Below are 21,180 nucleotides of genomic sequence, written 5' to 3'. Positions count from 1 at the left end.
GCCCCCCGCGAGCTACGCGGGCGCGCCCGCCGCCGCCGCCCCGTCCACCAGCGAGAGCAGCCGGCCCGCCTCGTGCGCGAGCACCGCCTGGACCACGAGCTCCATGCGCTGGAGCTCCCGCAGGAGCCACTGCTCCTGCCCGAACCAGCCCGCGACGTCCTCGAGCCCGGCGCCCTCCGGCAGCGCGCCCACGGCCGCGCGGAAGGCCCGCGCGAAGGCGCGCGAGAGCCCGGGGACGAGCTCGGCGAGCGCGCGCTCGCGCCGCTTCTGGGTCGCGGCGGAGATCGCGGCGTCGAGCCGCTCGAGCCGCGCCGCCTCCGGGCCGAGCGCCCGCAGCGAAGGCGCGAGCTCCTCGCGCAGCGCGCGCGTATCGAGGCGGATGCGGCCGAGGAGGCGGCCCATGAGCTCTCCGAACGGCTCCCAGATCTGCCCCACCGCGGACGCGAGCGGGCGCCCCCCGCGGTCGCGAGCGGCGCGCGCGGGCAGCAGCCCGGTCTGCTCCAGGGTCGCGTGCACCGCCGCCGCGTCGGGGAGCCTGTTCCGCCGGTGGAACGGCGCGGCGAACACCTGGTCGAGCGCCTCGGCGAGCTCGCCGAGGCGATCGGCGGCGAGCGCCCGGACCTCGGCGCGGGCGCCCTCGGACGCCGGCGGCGGCGCGGCGTGGCGGTCGAGGAGCGAGAGCTCGCGCGCGAGCGAGACGCTCCCGTGCAGGTCCATGAGCCCGGCCAGCACCGCCGCAGGATCGGCGAGGTCCGCGAGCGGCGCGCGCGGGCCCTCCGCGAGCGCCGAGACGGCGGCCGCGAGGGGGCGCGAGATCAAAGGCCCGCGGCGGGAAGCCCCGGCTACGGGGTGAAGCGTTCGCACAGCGGCGCGTTGTTAGCCGTCGCGGCGCGGAGCCGCAAGCCTGTCCGTCGCCCCGCCCGCGGCGCGCGTCCCGCGCCTCACTGCTTGATGGACGGCGCCTGCGCGCTCGTGGCCCACAGCGCGAACGAGATCTGGTCGGCGCCCTTCGCGACCGCCGACTTGATGAGATCCGCGCCGCCGTGCCCGGCGTTCCGCTCGATGCGGAGCAGGACGGGACCGCCCGCGCTCGCGGACTGCAGCGCGGCGGCGAACTTGCGCGCGTGCATGGGATCGACCCGATCGTCGCTGTCGGCCGAGAGCAGGAGGACCGGCGGATACCGCTTCCCCGACTGGACGCGGTGATAGGGGGAGTAGGCGTGGAGCGCCTTGAACTGCTCCGGATCGTCGGCGGAGCCATACTCGCTGATCCACGTCTTGCCGGAGCCGAACAGGTGGTATCGCACCATGTCGAGCAGGGGGACGCCGCAGAGGACGGCCCCGAACAGATCGGGCCGCTGCGTGAGCGCGGCGCCGACGAGCAGGCCGCCGTTCGAGCCGCCCAGGATGGCGAGCCGCTCGGGCCGCGTGTACCCCTCGCCGACCAGGTGCTCCGCGGCGGCGATGAAGTCGTCGAAGACGTTCTGCTTCTTGAGCAGCATCCCGTCCCGGTGCCACGCCTCCCCGTACTCGCCGCCGCCGCGCAGGTTCGCCACCGCGTACACGCCGCCCCGCTCGAGCCAGGGGTACATCGAGGAGGTGAACGCGGGGGTCTGCGACATCTGGAACCCGCCGTAGCCGTAGAGCAGCGCGCGGGAGCTCCCGTCCTTCTTCATGTCCTTGCGGCGCACGATGAACATCGAGATCTTCGTGCCGTCCTTGGAGGGGAAGAAGGCCTGCTCGACGCTGAAGGGCGACGGATCGATGGGCACCTCGATGCGCGCGTAGAGCTCGGTCCGACCCGTCTTGATCGAGGTCGCGTGGATCTCGTGAGGCGAGGTGTAGGACTCGAACGAGAAATACGCCTCGTCCTCGTCGGGCAGCCCGGAAGGGCCGCCGACGGTGCCGATGCCCGGCAGCGGGACCTCGCGGACCAGCTTGCCGTCGAGCGCGCGCACCTCGACCCGGCTCGAAGCGTCCTTGAGATAGCTCAGCGCGAGGTGCCCACCCACGATGGAGACGCTGTCCAGCGTGGCGTCCGGGCGCTCCGGGACGATCTCCTTCCATGCGGCGCGATCCGGCCTGTCCGGATCGACCTCGAAGACGCGGTAATGCGGCGCGCCCTCGTCGGTGTGGACGTAGAACCGGTCCTTGTAGACCTCGACGGTGTAGTGGGCGTCGCGCCCGACCGCGAGCGGCTTGTCCGCGGCGGGGCCGCCCGGCCTGCGGAGATCGCGAAAGTAGACGTCGGCCGAGGTCCACCCGTGAGAGACGGTGAGCACCAGGAAGCGGCCATCCTTGGAGAGGGACGCGTTAAGGAACGTCCTTGGATCGCCCGTCCTGCCGCGCACCACGCGATCCTGCTTCGGATCCTGGCCGAGCCGGTGGAAGCGCACCTCGGCGTAACCCGGCCGCTCGGCGACCGGGATGGACGGGTCCGTGGGGAGCCAGACGTAGTAGAAGCCGTCGCCGGAGGGCGTCCACGACGCAACCGCGTACTTGGCCCCTTCGATGACGTCCACCTCGGAGCGCTTGCCGGACGCGACATCCATCACATAGAGGGTCGCTTCATCCGAGTTGTTCTGCTGGATCTTGTAGGCGACGTTCTTGCCGTCCCACGACACCTCCCATCCGCCCAGCGAGACGCTCCCGTCCTCGGACCAGGTATTCGGGTCGAACAGCACGCGCTCCTCGCCGCTCTTTCCCTCCTTCCAGTAGACGACCGACTTCTCCTTCGTCGCGTGCCGCCGGCTCAGGAAGTACCGGCCCCGGCGGTGGCGCGGGGCGGAGACCGCATCGATGTAGAAGAGCTGCTTCAGCCTTGACGCGATCGCGTCCCGCTCGGGGAGCCGCGCGAGCTCGGCGCGCGTGAACGCGTCCTGAGCCTTCATCCACTCCTTCACCTCGGGCGCGCTGCCGTCCTCGAGCCAGCGGTACGGGTCGGTGATCTCGACCCCATGCACGGCGTTCGTCACCGGGGCGACGCGGGTGGGCGGGTACGCGGGGCGGCTCGGGTTTTCAGGGGCGGGCGCGGCGATGGCCGCGGTGGGGAGCAGAGAGGAGCTTGCGGTCATGGTCGGCCCCGATGGGTGTGCCTCGCCACCTCCGCAGGCGCCAGCGAGAAACGCCGAGAGGAGCAGGCAGGGAGAGTACTTCATGGTGCGACAAGCATACCGTGCCCCAGCCGACAGGGGCACGCGGGTTCGCGGGGCTCGCGCCGGGGCGCGAGCGTCGTGCGAGGCGGGTCGCCGGGGAGGGCGGTGTTCCCGTGCCGGCCAGAGGGCGGGAGGTCACATGATGGGCTGGAATATCCGATAGATGCGCTTCGAGCGCGCTTCTCGTCGTGTCCCGGCCTGGTGTTCGTGGCGGGGCTGGAGGGCCGGCTGCGGCATGACATCTCTTGATTCCCGAGAAGGCGTTTGCTCCTCTTGGCTCCTCACCTCGGACGATGCCCCCGCGCGCTATAAAAGGCGCAGCACCGAGCCACAGCGCTGCTGCCTCGGGCGCCGGCCGGGCTCTCGAGATTCCTTCCGTCCGTGAGAGGCGCCTGCCGCGTCGCCCCGGCTACACCGCGGCGAGCCCGGTGGCGCCCTGCGGCAAGCGGCCTACCGGCGGGCCCAGCGAGGTCAGCGCGCCGCTCGGCTCGATCCGGTAGCCGTGCACGACGGCCGGGCCCGCGCCCGTGAAGGGCGGCACGCTGAACCCGTCAGGGCTCAGCACGTAGAGGAAGTCGCCGCCCATGCTCACGGCGCAATCGAGGGCCAGCCCGCTCGTGAACGCCGCCTGCTCCGTCGCGCTCAGCGGCCCCACCGGCGTCAGGCCGCCGCTCCGGTCGACGCGGAGCGCGGTGACAGAGCGCGAGCCCGCCGACGTGATGAACGCGAGCGTCGAGGGGCCGGCGGTCGCGGTCGCCACCCAGCACGCCGCGGTCGTGAAGATGCGCTGCTCCGCGATGAGCCGCATTTCGCCGGTGGGAGCGACGCTGTAGCGCGTGACCGAGCTGTCGCCGGTCAGCGACAGGTTCGAGAGGATGACGTGGCCGCGCCGATCGAACGTGAAGCCGAACGGCGCCTGGCCGGCCTTCACCACGTCCTGCCGGCGGACCGGCCCGGGCATCCCGTGATCGTCGACGGTGACGGTCTCGAGGCTCCCCATCGGCTCGCCGTCCCCGCGGCTCGCGATCACCAGGACATCACCCGTCCGGTTGAACGCAATGGTGGCAAACCCGGAGCCGCTCAGCGAGCGCGAGGCGCCGGCGAGCATCGTCAGCTCTCCCGTGTGGCCGACCCGGTATCCCTGGATGCTCTTGCTGTCCGCGTTCGCGACGTAGAGCACGCCCTCATGAAGCGCCAGGGAGACCGGGCGCCCGCCGTTCGAGGAGACAAGGCCGACCCGCTGGAGCTCCCCGCCTCGGCGGACGACGAACGAGGAGATCGTGTCGCTCCCTGCGTTGACGGCAAAGAGCATGCGCCCGTCCCGGCTGAGGACCAGAGCGCTCTGGGACTCGAGGATCGGGAAGCCGAGCGGAGGGTTCGGGGCGTGGCCGTTCCCGCCCGTCGGGTAGGACGCCCCCGGGGAGAGCGTGCCGTCGCCCGCCCGGTGAAACACCTGGATGGCATTCGGGGTCGCGTTGGTCATCACGTAGACGGCGCGCCGATCGTTCTTCGCAGCGTTGGTCATGACTCGATTCCTTGCGATGAGCGTTGATGGATGCGGTGGAGTGGGCCCGTGAGCCTCAGAGGACGCCGATGCCGGCCGGGCTCCCGCCGGGGCCGAAGCGCTCCTCCGGCGCCCTGTCGCCGTCGACGGTCCTCGGGAGCCCGCCGTATTCGCCGATCTTGGTGAGCCTGCCGTCGTCCTCGATCCGCCAGGCGCCCACGCTCCCCGAGCCCGGCAGGACGTCATAAAGGAACCGGCCGTCGGGGCTGATGCCGAGATCGAGCGGCGTCGAGCCCTGCTGGCTCGCGCCGGGGGTGCCCGCGCGCTCGTCGGTGAGGCCGGCCTGCTCGTCGAGCACCGTCAGGCTGCCGTCGTCGCCGATACGGAAGCTCGAGATCGTGCCCGAGGTGTAGTTCGCGGTGAACGCGAACTCCCCGTTGTTCTCGAGCCAGCACGGGTCGAGCTGGCTCACCTTCGCGGTCCGCGTGATCGGCGTGAGCGTCCCGTCCGCGTTGATCTGGAACGATCCCGCCGCGCCGGCGAGATCATCACCGCCAACGAACATGGCCGTGAGCAGGTGCCCGGCCGCGTCGAACGAGAACCCGAAGGGGCCGTCGTTGTCGAGATCGGTCCGCGTGAACGTCTCCGCGAGCTGGCCGTCCTCGAGCACGTCGAACACGAGCACCCGGCTCGGGCCGGTCGGGGTCACGCCGTCGATCAGGCCCGCGGCGGGCCCGTCCTTGATCGTGACGACGAGCTGCCTCCCGTTCGGCGTGAAGGACGCCTGCGCCGGGTTGAACAGCGTGTCCGGCGGGCTGGCCTGGTTCGCGGAGAGCAGCCGGGTCGAACCGGGGATCGGCGTGAGCTTCCCCTGGTCGCTCAGGCGGAAGCCGGTGACGCTCCCCTCGCCGGCGCCGTTCAGCGCATAGACGAGATCGCCGTGCTGGGTCACGCTGTTCGGGAAGCCCGGGCCGGCGCCGTCGCTCGTGGGCTGGACGTCGGTGACCTCGAGGGTGTCCTTTCCGACGCGGAGCACGGAGAGCGAGTCGCTGCCGGCGTTCGTGACGAGGAGGAATGCCCGGTCCTGGCTGAGCACCATCGAATGGGACGAGCCGAGGCCGTCGCCGGCGAAGCGCGCCGAGGGCCCGGACCCCTGGCCGCCGGTGTCGACGTGATCGGCGAGCACGAGCGATCCATCGGCGAACCTGCGGTACACGGTGACCTGGTTGGCAGGTTCGCCGGCGTCCTGCGTGTTGTTATGGTTCGTCCCCACGAACACGAATCCGACGGCGCTCTGGCCGTCCGCGGGACTCTCGGGTTCACCCCCGCAGGCGCTCAGACAGGCCGACGCGAGGGATACGAGCAACAGGGCGCCAATTGAGCTTCTCATAGCTGCCTCTCCATTCTCCGATGGTTTGCGCTGACCGCAGCGCGCCATGCGAGCATTGCGGCCGTCGTGCGGCGTCCACGGGCGAGCCCGTGTCCGGATACGGCTGCATGCTTCGGCGATCGGCGCGCCGCCCCGCTCGTGTCGAGCGGCGCCCAGTCCTACGGCGAAGGCGCCGAGCGGTTTCTGGGTGAGCTCGATCTTTCAGATCGAGGCGGCCACGGGGGCGGGATATGGGAGCGGAAACGAAGGACGTCGCTGGAAGCGGCCGGACTACATGTCCTGGACGACCGCGGCCTTCTGCTGCAGCGCGCGGGCATCGCGCAGCGGCGAGTCGCCGAACATGCGCGAATACTCGCGGCTGAACTGCGAGGCGCTCGTGTAGCCGACGCGGAACGCCGAGACCTCGGCGCCCACGCCCTCTTCGACCATCAAGCGGCGCGCCTCGAGCAGGCGCAGGCGCTTCTGGTACTGGAGCGGGCTCATCGCGGTGGCCTCCTTGAACCGCTTGAAGAACGCCGCCCGGCTCATCCCTGCGGCGCGCGCGAGCGCGGCGATGTCGACGTCCTCGTCGAGCGACGCCTGCAGGTGATAGACCGCCTCGGCGATGCGGTGCGCCTGGCTGCCCGCGCGCACGATCTGGCGGATCGCCGGGCCGTCGGGGCCTTTCAGCAGGTGAAAGGTCAGCTCCTTCCTTACGAGCGGCGCGAGCACGGTCGCGTCTTCGGGCGTCTCGAGCAGCGCGCCCAGCCGGACCGCGGCGTCGAGCATGCGGTCGCTCGCCTTGCCGATGAAGATCGCGCGCCCCGGGTTCTCGAGGCCTTCCGGCCGCGCGCGGTCGAGCTGCGCCGCGACCTCGCGCAGCAGGGCCGCATCGAAGTCCATCTTCAGGCCGAGGAGCGGCTGCGCCGGCGACACGCCCATCACCCGGCTCGTCACCGGCAGGTCGATGGGGCTGACGATGTAGTGCGGCTCCCGCTCGCGAAAGACCTGCCGCTCGAGCAGGATCTCCTTCGTGCCCTGGACGACGACGCAGAACGACGCGCGCCAGTGCCGCTTCGCGCGTTGCTGAGGGCGCGAGACTTTGATGCAAGAAACTCCGGGCACCGGCGAGGCGTGCACGCCGTCGCTGGGGCACCAGCGCGCGATGAGGGTCTTCAATTCGTCGCGCCCGAAGCTCACGTTGGCAGCCTAGCCGCGCGTAGACGATCGGGCAAGAACTGGAGACGGCCGTGTATTTCGCGTGCGCCGCGGCGGTGCCATGGTGGATCGCGAACCAAGGAGAGGTTTCCCATGCGTATCTTCCTCACGGGAGCCAGCGGCTTCATCGGATCTGCCATCGTCCCCGAGCTCGCGCGCGCCGGCCACCGCGTGCTCGGCCTCGCGCGCTCGGACGCGTCCGCCGAACGGCTCGCCGCCGCCGGCGTCGAGGTCCACCGCGGCTCGCTCACCGATCTCGATGGCCTGCGCCGCGGCGCCGCCGCCTGCGACGGGGTGATCCATTGCGCGTTCTCCCACGACGACTTCACCGACTACGCCGGTAACTGCGAGAAGGACCGCGGCGCGATCGAGGCACTCGGCGGCGCGCTCGCCGGCTCCGGGCGCCCGCTCGTCATCGCCTCCGGCATCGCGCGCTTCGCGCCGGGGCGGGTCGCCACCGAGGACGAGGCGCCCGACGCGTCGGCCGGCGGCCTGCGGGCCGCCTCCGAGCAGCTCGCCCTCTCGTTCGCGAGCCGCGGCGTGCGCGCGTCCTCGCTGCGGCTGCCGCCGTCGGTCCACGACGATGGCGATCACGGGTTCGTCCCGATGCTGATCGAGATCGCGCGCAAGACCGGGCGCTCCGGGTACGTCGGTGGCGGCGAGAACCGGTGGCCCGCTGTGCATCGGCTCGACGCCGCGCGGCTGTTCGTCCTCGCGCTCGAGAAGGCGCCGGCCGGCGCGCGACTCCACGCGATCGGCGACGAGGGGATCCCGACCCGCGACATCGCCGGCGTGATCGGCTGCAAGCTCGGCTTGCCGGTCGAGTCGGTCCCCGAGGAGCACTTCGGCTGGCTCGGCGGGTTCTTCGCGCTCGACACCCCCGCGTCGAGCGCGCTCACCCAGGCGCGGTTCGGCTGGAAGCCCGAGAAGGCGGGGCTGCTCGCCGACCTCGAGCACGGCACCTACTTCGCACGCGCATTGGCCTGATGCGTCGTTACATGCTGCGGCGCCTCCCCGAGCTTCTCCGCGCGTCGCCGGCACCGCGGAGCTGCGTGTCGTCCACGAGCGCTATCTCCAGACCGGAGCGCTCGTCGTGAACCGATCGGGCGGCGCTGAGGACACCTCGCAGGGAGACGACCGATGGTCCATCGGAAGTGCTCCTGAGGATCCTCCGTGCGCATGCATTGAGAGCCGCGCCTGCAGGAGCCGATCACACGCGGCGATGCCCTCCCTCGCCCGGAGCTCGTCGAGCTGCGCAGGCAGGCCCTCGGGCACCTCCAGCACTTCCAGCAGCAAGAAGGCCATGGTGGCGTGCTCGTCGCTCGTGAAGCGCCGCCCTAGCTCCCTCCTCTGCCAGGGCAGCTTCACGCTCCCCCGGCGCCCGGCGGGGTCGCCCGTCGTCGCGACCGCCAGCGCCGAGAAGGGCAATGCCTCGTGAATGTCGAGGGGCATGCTTCCGACCCTGTCGACCAGGTCGAGTGGCATCAACAGCTCCATGGCCGACCCGAGCTCGGCCACCTCCAGGAAGGCCAGGCAGCCGGAGGGGCGTACGACGCGGGTGCCGAACCGGAGGGCCTCCAGGAGGAACCCCAGCCCCTGCACGCCGTCAGTGACGTGGTGGAGGGCGAGGCTCACGACATAGGCGTCATACTGGTCCGTGAGGCCGTCGGCGTGCTCGGCGGTGAAGCCATTCAGCAGCGGGAGCAGCAGATCCCGGTACCTGACGGCCTCGATCCTGCACGCCTCCCCGCCGGACGGCGTGGAGCGCCGCGCCGCGTGGTCGAGGAGAGAGCAGATGTTCGCCCCGGAGGCATCCGCCGCGGACACGTGTACGACGACACGCCCACGCCCACCGCAGAGGTCCTCGAGGCGGCGCGCGATCTCGCTCACGAACTGCGCATTCGGCCCGCTCGCGTCCTCGAACACCCGGTAGGCCCTCTGCACGGCGCCAGGGTCTCGCGGCGCCATGGCGGACAGGAACTGCGCCGTCACCGCGCTGGCCTGCGCCCGCGTGTCCGCGAACAGATCGCCGAGGACCTCGGCGGCCTTGGAGAAGTTGTTGGAGTAAGCGAGGCTGTGGTGGGCGAGGTGGGCGAGCGGCTCGTGCTCGACCCACAGGCCGCTGCCGTCGACGCCGATGCCGCTCCAGTGCAGGGTCTGGGCCATACTGATGATCGCAGCGGGCGCGCCGTCGCCCGCGGACGGGTCGCCACTGCCCCGCTCCCCTCCGGGGATATGGCGCATGGAGCAGATGGCGCGCATCGCCTCACGGAGCTGCGGCTTGCGCTCGAGGGTCCCACAGACCCGGCCGATGATCTCGGTGTGCGCGCCGCTGCGCGCATAGCACTCGTCAATCGCGTCGGAGGACACGGACAGGAGGGAGTCGAGGTAGACGATGTCCACGAGCCTCGCCATCGCGGCGATCTCGGGGTCGCGCCCCTCGGCTCGGCTCGTGCTGGGTCGGACCGACCAGAGGGCGCGGAGCAGGTCCTCGCCGCCGTGGCCGCCACCCAGCTCGGCGCCGGCGCAGGGCATGGAGCAGAGCAGCTCCGTCGCCACAACGCGGCGGACCTCCGCGGAGATCCAGGCCATGCACAGCCCCGTCACGAACTCGAGGAAGAGCCGCTCACGATCCGTCGGGGCGCGCTCGGGCACGTCACGCCGCGCGGGAGCGTGGATCTCTTCATAACAGCGCAGGAGGTCGAGGGCAGCCTCGCGCAGCCGCTCGCTCAGGGCGGCCTCGCCCGCCGGGGTGAGCGGCAGGGGCACGGCGCCGATCGCCGCGCGCGTCGCATCGGCAATGGTCACGAGGTGATCGACGATGGTCGAGAAGTGGGCGGTGGCGGGCGGCTCCCGCGTCATGCCGAGGCAGGCTCGGAGCGACGCGAACCCGAGCGACAGGCAGCTTCGCAGGAACTCGTCCTGGAGCCGATGCAGCTGCCGCGCCTCGCCGGCAGTGAGCTCCAGGTTCTGGACCACCTCGAGCTCGGAGACGGTATGCAGGCGCGGCTGCTCCAGCAGGGCGGCCACGCGCCCTCGAGGGTGTAATGAGTCCATGCTGCCGGGAGCGAATCAGTGGCCCTGGACGACGTCAAGGGGGCAGCCCGAGCTCGACGCCCAGTGCGTATGACCTGCTGGAGGCCATCTCGACGCCATATTTACCATGACATGGTCACACATCCGATCTCCCATGCCCATCACCCGAACCCAGCACGAAGCCGTCGCGATCCTCGCCATCGACATGGGGCGCGGCAACGCCATGAACCCGCCGTTCTCAGCCGGATGGAACGCACGAGGTGACCTCGAACTCCCCGCATGCGGCGAGGTCCGTGCTGCCAGAGCCGATCGAGAGATCCCACGAGAAGCCCGAAGGGCTGCCGACGAATGGCTCGACCGTGATCTTGCCCTCGACCTCGTCGATCCCGAACACCGCGCGCGCGGTGCCCTGAGGCGTCTCGACGCCGACGATGAAGGTGCCCGGCTGGCCGTCCCATCCCGCGATCCCCACGACGAGGACGTCCTGCACCTCGGGTGTCGGCACGCAGACCGAGCCGGCGTCCGGCCAGATCTCGACGAAGAGCAGCAGCCCGCTCTCTTCACAGCTCGTGTACGAGAAGGTCTGGCCGGGTGGAACCGTCCAGCTGGGCCCCGCGTCGCCGGGCCCAGCGCCCTGGGCAGCGCCCGCGCCACTCGAATTGCTGCCCGAGCCACCGCTGCCCCCGGAGCCCTCGGAGCCCTCGGAGCTGCCATCCTCCGGAGCAATGGTCACGGATCCGCCGCACCCAGCGAGCGCGGCAACGAGCAGACAAGCGCAAAGACGCATCGTCACAGCGTACCGACCAGGACGCGCGATCACAAGCACGCGACGCGGCTTCGCGGCCACGCCGAGGCGTTCCTGTCGGGGCGGTTTCGTGAGGCGGTCTCGTATTTCGAGCGCGCTCGCACCCACGATGCGGCGCACCACCTGTCGAGCTGTGGTTCAAGGTCCGGATCGCCATCGAGCTCCTGCGCCTCGGCGAGCCGAGGGCCTCGGTGGCCGCCACGCTCGACGACGCGGAGGAGGCCTATCGCGCCCTCGGGCTCGGCGGGGTAGGCAAATGGCTGGCTCGCATGCGCCAGGCGCTTCGGGTCTGAAGCCGCGCAACGCAGCCTCCTCGGTCGTCATCTCGAAGAACGGGCGGGCCCTCATCGGCTTGCTCCCGGCATTTCCATGGCGCGCTCCTCCGAACGGCGAAACCTCCTCATCTCGCGCGGCTGGGTCCAGGCGACGGCCCTCGTTTTCCTGTTCGGGTTCTTCGTGCTCGGCCTGCTCGCCTACCGCACCTACGCGGCACAGCCACCCATCCCCGCCCGGGTGGTCGACCCTGCGGGGCGCGTTCTGTTCACGGGCGACGACGTGCTCACGGGTCAGGAGCTGTTCCTGCGGAACGGGCTCATGGAATACGGATCCGTCTTCGGCCACGGCGCCTACCTCGGCCCCGATTTCACCGCCGATTACCTCCGCCGGGCCGCCTCCCACGCCGCCTCTCGCCACGGCGGCGTGGGCTCGGCGGAGGCGCTCGCGCGCACCGTCGGCGATTTTCGTCAAAACCGCTATGATCCCGCGACAGAGACGCTGGTCTTCACCGATGCCCAGGCAGAGGCCTTCGAGCTGCTGAAGGATCACTATCGCCGCTTCTTCGCCCAGCCGAGCGCCAAGCACGGCCTGCGCACCGGCCTCTTCTCGGACGCGCGCGAGCTCTCGCAGCTCACCTCGTTCTTCGCCTGGACAGCCTGGACCGCCGCGGCGGAGCGCCCCGGAGAGGCCTACTCGTACACAAACAACTGGCCTCCAGAGCCGCTCGTCCGGAACCAGCCCACGGGCGAGCTGGTGGTATGGAGCGTGCTCTCGCTCATCGCGCTCCTCGGCGGGACAGGCCTGCTCTTCGCGGCCTTCGGGCGATGGCGCTTCCTCGGCTGGCACGGGCGGGAAGGGCACCGGCTCAGCTTCCGCCAGCCGGGCGAGGTCGCCCTGACCCCGGCCCAGCGCGCGACGGCGTGGTTCTTCCTGGTCATGGCGTTGCTGTTCGCCCTCCAGTCCGTCCTCGGAGGCGCCACGCAGCATTATCGAGCCGAGCTGTCCAGCTTCTTCGGGTTCAACCTGGCCGGGGCATTCCCCTTCAACCTGGTGCGCACGTGGCACCTGCAGCTCGCCATCTTCTGGGTCGCGGTCTCCTATCTCGGCGCGGGCATCTTCATCGCGCCCATGATCAGCGGGCGCGAGCCGAGAGGCCAGAGCTGGCTCGCCTATGGCCTGCTCGGGGCGCTCGTCATCGTCGTCGTGGGCAGCCTCCTCGGCGAGCTCCTCGCCATCCACGGCGCGTCGGACAGCATCTGGTTCGCGCTCCAAGGGTTCGAGTACCTCGATCTGGGCCGCTTCTGGCAGGTGCTCCTGACGCTCGGCCTGTTCGCCTGGGTGGCGCTGCTCTTCCGCGGGCTCCGGGGTCGGCTCGCCGTCGAGCACCGGGGCAACATGCCCTGGCTCTTCTTCTTCGCCGCGCTGGCCATCCCGGCCTTCTACGCCGTGGGCCTCCTCGCCCACCCGCGCGCGAACTTCACGAGCACCGACTTCTGGCGCTTCTGGGTGGTGCACCTCTGGGTGGAGGACTTCCTCGAGCTGTTCACCACGCTCATGGTGGCCTATCTCTTCGTCCTGCTCGGGGTGGTGGCCGAGGCGATCGCGCTGCGGCTCATCTACCTGGAGGTCATCCTCTATTCGGCGGGCGGGGTGATCGGCACCATGCACCACCTGTACTTCTCCGGCACGCCCGTGGAGCACATGGCGCTCGGCGCCTTCTTCTCGGCCGCGGAGGTGATCCCGTTGACCTTCCTCACGGTCGAGGCGTGGACCTTCCTCCGCCTGGGCATCGTGCAAGGAGGACAGTCGACGAAGCCCTTCCCGCATCGCTGGGCGATCATGTTCCTGGTGGCCGTGGGGTTCTGGAACTTCCTGGGGGCCGGGATCTTCGGGTTCCTGATCAACTTGCCGATCGTGTCCTATTACGAGATCGGCACCGCGCTGACCGCCAACCACGGGCACGCCTCGATGATGGGCGTCTATGGCATGCTGGCCGCCGGGCTCGCGCTCTTCGCGCTGCGCTACCTGACGCCCGCCGCGCGGTGGTCCGACAGGGCGGCCAAGATCAGCTTCTGGTCGCTGAACGTCGGGCTCGCGTGGATGGTCTTTGCCACGCTGTTCCCGCTCGGGCTCATGCAGCTCCACCACGCGGTGAGCTACGGGTATTTCGAGGCTCGGGAGCTCCAGTACCTGACGAACCCCACGAACCGCCTCATGGAGTGGATGCGCCTGCCGGGCGACGTGCTCTTCATCGTCGGCGGCACCCTGCCGCTGCTCCTCCTCGCCTACCGCGGCGTCCGCCATCGCGTTCCGCAACTCGCGGGACCCGAAGCCCAGGACAACCTCTTCACCGAGATTAAGGCGCCCCCGGACAGCGCCGGGAGGGCAGCGCCCTCGGGCGCGGGGCAGGGCGACCTGTCGTGAGCGTCGCGCCGGAGGCGCTGCTCGGCGCCGGATATGCGGTGCTTCTCCTGGGGATCGCCGCCGGGATCCGGGCGTGCGGAGGAGCCGGGGCCGAGCCCGCGCCCGGGTGGCCGCACGACGACGCGCGCCGCTTTCACCTCGGCCTCTCGCTCGTGGTCCTGCTCGTGGGCGATTGCATCGTCGGGGCGGTCGCGCTGCGGAACCACAGCCTCGCTGATCTCGGGATCCTCGGCCTCGCCGCGGCGCTCGTGACGGGGGCCCTCGCCAGGGGCCTGGCCGCGTTCTCCCGGGGCGGCCGTCGCGCCTAGATCGGCTGTTCCAGGCGCGGTGGAGGGCGTTCGCCGAGGAGGGACCTGCTTCATCGAGAGGAGGCCACACGATGACCGAGAGTCTGAAGAAGCCAGGGGCAGGCAAAGGGCAGCCCGAGATGGACGAGGCCGAGCGCTTCCATTCGCTGCTCGTCCCCGTCGATCTGACGGCCATTTCGGACCGCGTCCTCGGCCGAGTTGCGCTTCTGCCTCTGGCCGATGGAGCTCGCGTCACGCTGCTCCACGTCGTTCCCGGCAACCTCCCCGCCAGGGCCCAGGACCGCGCCGAGCAGGATGCCAGAAAATCACTCGTGAACGAGGCGCGGCATCTCGCAAAGACCCTGCCCGAGGGCGTCGACGTCGAACCGGTGGTGAAGGTCGGCAGCGCGGCCGCGGAGATCGCAGGCTGCGCGACCTCGACGGGGGCCGAGCTCATCGTCATGGGTCGCGGCGGCAGCCGCGCGCTCCGGGACACCTTTCTCGGCTCGACCGCGGAGCGCGTCATCCGCCGCGGGCAGCTCCCGGTCCTGGCGGTCCGGCTGGCTCCTCGCGCGGCGTACAGCCTGCCCGCGGTCGCCCTCGATCTCGAGCAAGGATCCACGGATGTGCTCGCGCTGATGCTCCGGCTGATTCCGACCCCGCGGCCGCGTGTCACGGTGATCCATGCGTTCGACACTCCCTATCGCGGAGCCATCTATCGCAGCCTCTCGGAGGAGGACGCAGAGGCATGGAGCCGCGAGCTCGAGCGAGCAGCTACAGAGCAGCTCGTGAAGCTGCTCGCTGCCTCGCTCGCGCAGGCGAAGGTGCAGCCAGCAGACGCGCCGCGCTGGAAGATGCATGTTCGATGCGGCTCCGCGCGGCGCGTGATCGAGAAGGCGGTCAAGAAGGCAGACAGCGACCTCCTGGTGCTCGGCACCCACGGCTACTCCGGGGTCGCTCACGCCTTCCTCGGGACGGTCGCTGGAGACGTGCTGCGTGAGGTCGCCAGCGACGTGCTGATCGTGCCTGCTCTGCCGCGCGCCGACTCCCCGGCCTCGAACCGCCCTTAGGGGTCGCGGCGTGGCGTGAGCGGGGGCGGAGCGTCGGCGGCTCCCGCAGCGCGGCGGCGGAACAGCGCCACACGCGCCAAGAGCACCGTGGTCACAGGGACCGTGATGGAGAGCATGATGACGATGAGCCACGGGTGCAGCACGGGCCGGGACTCGATCATCGAGAAGTAGAGGATGCCTGCCAGCGCCACGCACCAGCTGCCGAAGGTGTACGCCAGCGCAGGGGGATGCATGCGCAGGAAGAAGTCTGGCAGGCGCAGGAACCCGAACGCGGAGATGACCACGAACAGGCCGCTCAGCACCAGCAACGCAGCGACCGCCGCCTCGACCGAGAGGGGGAGCTGGTTCATTCAATCACCTCCCCGCGCAGGATGAACTTCGTCATCGCGGATGAGCTCACGAAGCTGAAGAGCGCGATCAGCAACGCGACCTCGAAGTACGTGTCGCTCCGGTGACGGATACCAAGCACCAGCATGACCAGCATCGCGTGGAAGTAGAGCAGGTCGAGCGCGAACACGCGATCCTGCGCCCGCGGTCCCCGGATCAACCTGATGACCACCAGGACCGACGCGACGGCGTAGCAGCCGAGCGCGAAGGCGATCGCGCCAGACAGGAGTGCGCTCATTCGAAGATCTCCCTGAGAGGCTCCTCGTAGCGAGCCTTGAAGCGGGCGACGAAGGCGCCTTCATCACCGACATCCCACACGTGCAGCAAGAGCGCGCGGCGGTCGAGCGCGAGCTCCGACCACACGGTGCCCGGAACCACGGTCGTCACCATGGATAACGCGGCCAGCCCGACGGGGTCACGCAGCTCGAGGGGCACGATCACGAACCTCGACCGCGGTCGCCGCCATTGCCATGTGACAACGCCCCAGGCGACCTCGAAATTCGAGAGCAGAACGTCGTAGCCGACCCTCAGGATGAAGCGCACGACGACCAGCGGTCGCCGCGCCCGGACGTTCGTCAGTCGCAGGGCCGAGGTAAGGAGCGGCACCGCCAGCGCGAGCCCCAGCCCCAGGACGATCTGGCCCGCGCTCGTGGAGCGCGCGAGCGCCAGCCACAAAGCGAACAGAGCCGCGGACAGCAGCGGCGCGGGCACGATGTTCTTGAGGAAGCTCACGGCGCCCCCTCCGCTTCGATCACCGGACGCGTCGGTCCCGGACGAGGCCTCATCGACAGGACGGCCTCGATGTACGCCTTCGGCGCGTGCAGTCCCGCGGCTGTCGCGCGCGTTGTGCGCATGACCGGCTCAGCGTACAGCGTGAGCAAGATGCAGCAGAGGAGGAGGCCGAGGACGGAGGCGGCCTCGACGCCCTTCAAGCGGGGCGGGAGCCGTCCAGCCGTCGACCAGAAGTGTCGAATGCCCGCCCTCGCCAGGGCGATGGTGGCCGCGAGCCCCGAGAGGAGCAGCAGCCCAAAGAGGGTCCACGCGGCGGGCGAGACGGGGGCGCTGGCGCTCGCGTGGCCGTCCCCTCGGGGCGACAGGAGGGCTGTCAGCAACCAGGTCTTCGCGACGAAGCCCGAGAGCGGCGGCAGCCCCGCGACGAGCAGCGCGCAGACCATGAACGCCAGGCCGAGCAACGCGATGGACACCGGAAACGCCTGGCCGACGAGCGGCGCCTCCTCTTCATCGAGGTTGGTGTCCTCGCCCGGCTCCACATCGAGGTCCGGCGCCCGCCGCTGTCCATCGGAGCCGACGCGCTCCACCAGCTCGACGAGGAGAAAGAGAGCGCTCACCGCCAGCGTGGCGCTCAGCATGTAGAACAGCGCCGCCGACGTCACCGCGGGGGTCCCCGTCCCGAGCGCCGCGAGGAGCGTCCCCGACGACACGATCACCGAGAAGCCCGCGATGCGCCCGAGAGACATGGACGCCATGAGGCCGATCGCGCCGAAGGCGATGGTCGCGAGCCCTGCGTAGAGCAGGGCTGTCCCCCCGAACTGCGCTGAAGCGCCCGCGGAGAAGAACAGCGTCCACGAGCGCACGAGCGCATAGATGCCCACCTTGGTCATCAGCGCGAAGAGCGCCGCGACAGGCGCGCTCGTGGCCGTGTAGGCCGGCACCAGCCAGGCGTTGAGGGGCCAGATCGCCGCCTTGATGAGGAACGCCACGGCGAGGACGGCCGCGCCTGCATGCAGGAGCCCGCGATCGCGCGCCGGGACGAGCGCGAGCTTCTCGGCGATGTCGGCCATGGAGAGCGTGCCCACGACGCCGTAGAGCACCGCGAGGCCGACGAGGAAGAGCGACGACGCGAGCAGGTTCACCGCGATGTAGTGGAGCCCCGAGCGCACCCGCGGCCACCCCGACCCATGAAGATGCAGGCCATACGACGCCGCGAGCATCACCTCGAAGAACACGAAGAGGTTGAAGAGGTCTCCCGTGAGGAAGGCGCCGTTGAGCCCCATCAATTGAACCTGGAAGAGCGCATGGAAGTACGCGCCCGCGCGACCCCACGCGGCCTCGGCGTACAGGGCGGCGCAGAGGCTCACCACACCGACCAGCACCAGCATGAGCGCCGAGAGCCGGTCCGCGACGAGCACGATCCCGAAAGGCGCCTCCCAGTTCGACATGAGATACACGAGAGCGGCGCCGGACGAACCGCCGGCGTCGGCGCCGCGCAGGATCTCCAGCGCCACGAGGAGGCCCGCCAGGGCCGCGCTGACGTTGACGATCGACTTGGCGCGCTTGCGCTTCTCACCGAGCAGAAGCAACAGGGCCGCCGTCATCAGCGGCAGCACGACGGGCGCGACGATGAGGTGCGGGAAGCGCTCGGTCATGGCTCCTCCCTCGTTCCATCCACGTGGTCGGTGCCGCTGAGGCCGCGCGAGGCGAGGAGCACGACGAGGAAGAGCGCCGTGGTCGCGAACCCGATCACGATGGCCGTGAGCACGAGGGACTGCGGCATCGGATCCGTGTAGTGCTGGAGGTCGGCAGGCACTCCAGGTCGCACGATCGGCGGCTTGTCGATGAAGATGCTCCCCATGCTGAAGATGAAGAGGTTCACCGCGTACGAGAGCAGCGTGAGCCCCATGATCACCTGGAAGGTTCGCGGGCGCAGCACGAGCCACACCCCGGCTCCGCCGAGCACGCCGATGACGAGCGCGAGCAGGGCTTCCATCTAGCTCGTGCCCCTGCTCGTCGACGACGCTGGACCCTGCGTCGATCGCCGGTGCGCGCGCAGCGACTGGTGAGCGAGCGCCGTGAGGGTGAGGAGCGTCGCCCCCACGACGGCCGCGAACACGCCGAGGTCGAAGAAGGTGGCGCTCGGCAGGTGGACTTCGCCGACCAGCGGCAGCCTGACATGCGCCGTGTGCGTCGTGAGGAAGGGATAGCCGACGGCGAGCGCGCCGAGGCCCGTGGTCGCCCCGAGCAGCAGCCCAGCGGCGATCCAGCGCGCCGGACGGAGGCGCGCGCGCGCCTCCAGCCAGAGCGCCCCCGAGACCATGTACTGCATGAGCATGGCGATCGCGACGACGAGGCCGGCCACGAAGCCGCCGCCTGGCTCGTTGTGCCCACGAAGAAGGAAGTGCGCCGCGACGAGGACGGAGACCGGCAGGAGCACGCGCGCGATGACCGCCGGCACCATCATGTATCCGCGCTCGGCGTCCTCGGCCGTGCGCGGCTTCATGAGGTCGGTGACGATATCGGCCGGCAAAGCTCTCTGTTGCTGGGGCTGCTCGATGCTCTCCGGCGGCGGTCGAAAGCGGCGCAGGAGGGCGTAGACCGTGAGCGCGACCGCGCCGAGGACCGTGATCTCGCCGAGCGTGTCGAAGGCACGAAAGTCGACGAGCATGACGTTGACGACGTTGGCGCCTCCTCCCTCCGGCAGCGCGCGGCTGAGGAAGAACGGTGAGATGCTGTGCGGCGCCGGCCGGGTCAGCATGGCATAGGAGAGCGCGGCGAGACCGCCGCCGGCGCTGATCGCGAGCAGCAGATCGCGCGCGCGCCGCACCCTGTCGCGGGCCGTGACTGGCCTCGAAATTCCTTCGATGCGCATCGGCAACCAGCGCAGCCCGAGCAGAAACAGGATGGTGGTGACGACCTCCACGACGACCTGTGTGAGGGCGAGGTCGGGCGCCGAGAACCACATGAACGTCAGGCAGGTGACGAGGCCTGCGCCGCCCATCAAGGTGATCGCGATCAACCTGTGGAACTTCGCCATCACGGCAGCGCCGACCGCGCAGACCGCGCCGATGCCCCACAAGATCACGAACGCAGGCGACGCGGGGAGCCTGTCCCGGTCGCCCCACTCCAGCGGGACGCCCTGCGCCGCGAGGAGCGCGAGGAGGAGCGCGACCGCGATGATCGCGAACATCTGCGTCTGAAGTCGTCGAGTCCCGACGAGCCGGAGCGCCCTCCGCGAGAGGCGCGTGAGCCCGAGCAGCGCGCCCTCGAACAGCCGCCTTCCGTTGAGCCGCTCGACGAAGGGCGTATTTTGGAGCCGCCCCTGCTCCTGATGCCTTCGCAGCCAGAGGTACCCGACGACGCCGCCCGAGATCGCGACGAGGCTCATGACGAAAGGCGGGTTGAAGCCGTGCCAGATGGCGAGGCTGTAGTCCGGGAGCGTCCCGCCGACCACGGGGCGGGCGGCCGCTGCGAGCGATGGCCCGATGGAGATCGCCGGCGCGACGCCGACGATGAGGCAGCTGAGCACAAGGAGCTCGATCGGCGTCCGCATCCACCGCGGGGCCTCCTCCGGCTGGCGAGGGAGATCGGTCGAGGGCGGGCCGAAGAAGATGTCGTAGCCAAAGCGCAGCGAGTACACGACAGCGAAGATCGCCGCGAGCGTCGCCAGCACCGGGAGCCCCACTTCGACCGAGGGGTGCGCGGACAGGAACACCGTCTCGGCGAAGAACATCTCCTTCGACAGAAAGCCGTTGAGCAGCGGAACGCCGGCCATCGCGCCGCTCGCCACGAGCGCCAGCGTGCCGGTGCGGGGCATCGCACGAATCAGCCCATTCAAGCGACGGATGTCGCGCGTCCCGGTCTCGTGGTCGACGACGCCCGCGGCCATGAACAGCGAGGCCTTGAACGTCGCGTGGTTCATGATGTGGAACACGCCGGCGACGGCGGCGAGCGAGCTGTTGAGCCCGAAGAGGAGCGTGATGAGGCCGAGGTGGCTGACGGTCGAGTAGGCGAGCACGCGCTTCAGATCGTTCTGGAACATCGCGATGTAAGCGCCGAGCAGGAGCGTCGTCGTGCCCGCGCCGCTGACGATCCAGAACCACAGCTCGGTCCCCGAGAGCGCTGGCCAGAGCCGCGCGAGCAGGAACACGCCCGCCTTCACCATGGTCGCCGAGTGCAGGTAGGCGGACACCGGCGTCGGCGCGGCCATCGCCCGCGGCAGCCAGAAATGAAACGGGAATTGTGCGCTCTTGGTGAGCGCACCAAGCAGGATGAGGACGAGCGCGACCGGGTAAAGCGGGTGTGCCCGCACGCTGTCGCCCGAGGCGAGGGCCACATCGAGATCGTAACTGCCGACGATGTGGCCGAGGACGATCACGCCTCCGAGGAGCGCGAGCCCGCCCGCGCCGGTCACGGTGAGCGCCATGCGCGCGCCCCGCTGCGCGTCCACCCGGTGATGCCAGTAGCCGATGAGCAGGAACGAAACCAGGCTCGTGAGCTCCCAGAAGAGGACGAGCTGAACGAGGTTGCCCGAGACCACGACGCCCAGCATCGCGCCCATGAACGCGAGGAAGAGCGCGTACAGGCGCGCCACCGGATCCTCGGGGGACATGTAGTAGCGCGCGTACAGACAGACGAGGGCGCCGATGACGGTGATGAGCACGGCGAACATCCACGCGAACCCGTCGATCCGAAGGACCAGATCAAGACCGAGCGAAGGCACCCACGAGATCGTCTCGCGAATCACGCCCCCGTCACGAACCCGCGGGAAAAGGCTGATGACCCAGGCCGCCGCGCCGGCCGACACGAGCCCTGCGCAAGCCGCAAGCTCGGACCGTGCCCGCGTCGGCAGGAGCGCGGTGAGCACGCTCCCGAGAAATGGCAAGAGGAGCAGGGCGACCACAGGCATGGCGC

17 protein-coding genes are annotated in these 21,180 nt (G+C 70.2%); 4 read left to right on the top strand and 13 right to left on the bottom strand.

Annotation, left to right across the window (positions count from 1 at the left end; genetic code table 11):
* Positions 1 to 12: 12 nt before the first annotated feature.
* The 5 genes from WME97_RS46180 to WME97_RS46160 form a co-directional block, all read right to left on the bottom strand.
* Positions 13 to 819: a hypothetical protein gene (locus WME97_RS46180; RefSeq protein WP_437547470.1), complete on the bottom strand. Its 807-nt coding sequence runs from the start codon at positions 817 to 819 to the stop codon at positions 13 to 15.
* Positions 820 to 941: 122 nt separating this feature from the next.
* Positions 942 to 3,074, bottom strand: coding sequence for a prolyl oligopeptidase family serine peptidase (locus WME97_RS46175; protein ID WP_437547469.1), 2,133 nt, complete (start codon positions 3,072 to 3,074; stop codon positions 942 to 944).
* A gap of 490 nt (positions 3,075 to 3,564) precedes the next feature.
* The gene (locus WME97_RS46170) at positions 3,565 to 4,680 is read right to left on the bottom strand and encodes a lactonase family protein (RefSeq protein WP_437547468.1); all 1,116 of its coding nucleotides are present in this window, start codon (positions 4,678 to 4,680) and stop codon (positions 3,565 to 3,567) included.
* Between the two features lie 55 nt (positions 4,681 to 4,735).
* On the bottom strand, positions 4,736 to 6,049 hold the full coding sequence (locus tag WME97_RS46165) for a lactonase family protein (protein ID WP_437547467.1): 1,314 nt from the start codon (positions 6,047 to 6,049) through the stop codon (positions 4,736 to 4,738).
* A 270-nt stretch (positions 6,050 to 6,319) separates the two neighbouring features.
* Positions 6,320 to 7,228 carry an AraC family transcriptional regulator gene (locus tag WME97_RS46160; RefSeq protein ID WP_437547466.1) on the bottom strand — a complete coding sequence of 303 codons (909 nt, stop codon included), beginning with the start codon at positions 7,226 to 7,228 and terminating at the stop codon, positions 6,320 to 6,322.
* Between the two features lie 111 nt (positions 7,229 to 7,339).
* Between WME97_RS46160 and WME97_RS46155 the strand changes: the two genes are divergently transcribed.
* Positions 7,340 to 8,233: an SDR family oxidoreductase gene (locus tag WME97_RS46155; RefSeq protein WP_437547465.1), complete on the top strand. Its 894-nt coding sequence runs from the start codon at positions 7,340 to 7,342 to the stop codon at positions 8,231 to 8,233.
* Between the two features lie 81 nt (positions 8,234 to 8,314).
* Here WME97_RS46155 and WME97_RS46150 read toward each other — a convergent pair whose 3' ends face one another.
* On the bottom strand, positions 8,315 to 10,276 hold the full coding sequence (locus tag WME97_RS46150) for a hypothetical protein (RefSeq protein ID WP_437547464.1): 1,962 nt from the start codon (positions 10,274 to 10,276) through the stop codon (positions 8,315 to 8,317).
* A gap of 244 nt (positions 10,277 to 10,520) precedes the next feature.
* Positions 10,521 to 11,015 (bottom strand): hypothetical protein, encoded by a 495-nt coding sequence (locus WME97_RS46145; RefSeq protein ID WP_437547463.1) that lies wholly within the window; start codon positions 11,013 to 11,015, stop codon positions 10,521 to 10,523.
* 441 nt (positions 11,016 to 11,456) lie between these two features.
* Between WME97_RS46145 and WME97_RS46140 the strand changes: the two genes are divergently transcribed.
* From WME97_RS46140 to WME97_RS46130, 3 genes are all read left to right on the top strand, one after another.
* A complete protein-coding gene (locus WME97_RS46140; protein ID WP_437547462.1) occupies positions 11,457 to 13,787 on the top strand; it encodes a nitric-oxide reductase large subunit in 2,331 nt (776 codons plus the stop codon).
* Positions 13,784 to 14,095 carry a hypothetical protein gene (locus WME97_RS46135; protein ID WP_437547461.1) on the top strand — a complete coding sequence of 104 codons (312 nt, stop codon included), beginning with the start codon at positions 13,784 to 13,786 and terminating at the stop codon, positions 14,093 to 14,095. The genes WME97_RS46140 and WME97_RS46135 overlap by 4 nt, the downstream gene beginning before the upstream one ends.
* A 71-nt stretch (positions 14,096 to 14,166) precedes the next feature.
* Positions 14,167 to 15,144, top strand: coding sequence for a universal stress protein (locus WME97_RS46130; RefSeq protein ID WP_437547460.1), 978 nt, complete (start codon positions 14,167 to 14,169; stop codon positions 15,142 to 15,144).
* Here WME97_RS46130 and WME97_RS46125 read toward each other — a convergent pair.
* From WME97_RS46125 to WME97_RS46100, 6 genes are read right to left on the bottom strand one after another with little or no spacing between them, the layout of a single operon-like run.
* Entirely contained in the window at positions 15,141 to 15,494 is a 354-nt protein-coding gene (locus WME97_RS46125) for a Na+/H+ antiporter subunit G (RefSeq protein ID WP_437547459.1), read from the bottom strand. The genes WME97_RS46130 and WME97_RS46125 overlap by 4 nt on opposite strands.
* A complete protein-coding gene (locus WME97_RS46120; protein ID WP_437547458.1) occupies positions 15,491 to 15,769 on the bottom strand; it encodes a K+/H+ antiporter subunit F in 279 nt (92 codons plus the stop codon). Before WME97_RS46120 ends, WME97_RS46125 begins: the two co-directional genes overlap by 4 nt.
* The gene (locus tag WME97_RS46115) at positions 15,766 to 16,263 is read right to left on the bottom strand and encodes a Na+/H+ antiporter subunit E (protein ID WP_437547457.1); all 498 of its coding nucleotides are present in this window, start codon (positions 16,261 to 16,263) and stop codon (positions 15,766 to 15,768) included. Before WME97_RS46115 ends, WME97_RS46120 begins: the two co-directional genes overlap by 4 nt.
* The gene (locus WME97_RS46110; protein ID WP_437547456.1) at positions 16,260 to 17,918 is read right to left on the bottom strand and encodes a monovalent cation/H+ antiporter subunit D; all 1,659 of its coding nucleotides are present in this window, start codon (positions 17,916 to 17,918) and stop codon (positions 16,260 to 16,262) included. Before WME97_RS46110 ends, WME97_RS46115 begins: the two co-directional genes overlap by 4 nt.
* On the bottom strand, positions 17,915 to 18,259 hold the full coding sequence (locus WME97_RS46105; protein ID WP_437547455.1) for a Na+/H+ antiporter subunit C: 345 nt from the start codon (positions 18,257 to 18,259) through the stop codon (positions 17,915 to 17,917). Before WME97_RS46105 ends, WME97_RS46110 begins: the two co-directional genes overlap by 4 nt.
* Positions 18,260 to 21,175: a monovalent cation/H+ antiporter subunit A gene (locus tag WME97_RS46100; protein ID WP_437547454.1), complete on the bottom strand. Its 2,916-nt coding sequence runs from the start codon at positions 21,173 to 21,175 to the stop codon at positions 18,260 to 18,262.
* Positions 21,176 to 21,180 lie beyond the last annotated feature (5 nt).

Source organism: Sorangium sp. So ce367, from assembly GCF_051520455.1.
In the GTDB taxonomy this organism is placed as follows: domain Bacteria; phylum Myxococcota_A; class Polyangia; order Polyangiales; family Polyangiaceae; genus Sorangium; species Sorangium cellulosum_B.
The sequence above is the reverse complement of the archived record's forward strand: the minus strand, read 5'-3'. Positions and strand labels throughout refer to the sequence as shown.